Raw genomic sequence first — 444 nt, 5'->3', positions numbered from 1 at the left:
CATTACTGTTGGCAACACTTTTCAATAAATCATTAATAGCCGATTGTTTATTATCCTGCTTTAAATCAAACAGGGCAGCAGCATAATAAATTACATCTTTATAATTGGCATACTTATCTCTTTTAGCCATGCTGTGCAATTCTTTCAACTTGGCTTCTAAAGCATTTTCTTTTTTATCATCATTTAAAATAGTAACTGCATTCAGCCTTGCAAATACCTGTAAGTAAGGGTCTGTAGCTTTTTGTTCAGCTTTTTCAAATGCTTTTGCAGCAGCTATATTATTATGTGCCAATGCATATAATTGTCCGGCTAAATATTGCCATCTGGCTTCTTCATTTCTTCCGTCTGCTTCTGGTAATGCCATTTGTAAATAACGTGCAGCACTATCGTAGTTCTGTTGTTTATAATACAAATAAGCTAATTGCTCATTCAGTTTTGTTTTTA

Annotated in this window: 1 protein-coding gene; it reads right to left on the bottom strand. The window is 33.3% G+C overall.

Annotated features, from left to right (window positions below):
• A partial coding sequence (locus E3E36_RS12030) for a hypothetical protein (RefSeq protein WP_167895600.1) occupies window positions 1–444 on the bottom strand: 444 nt, incomplete at both ends.

Origin of the sequence: Thermococcus sp. M36, from assembly GCF_012027355.1 — an archaeon.
Lineage (GTDB): Archaea > Methanobacteriota_B > Thermococci > Thermococcales > Thermococcaceae > Thermococcus.
The sequence above is the reverse complement of the archived record's forward strand: the minus strand, read 5'-3'. Positions and strand labels throughout refer to the sequence as shown.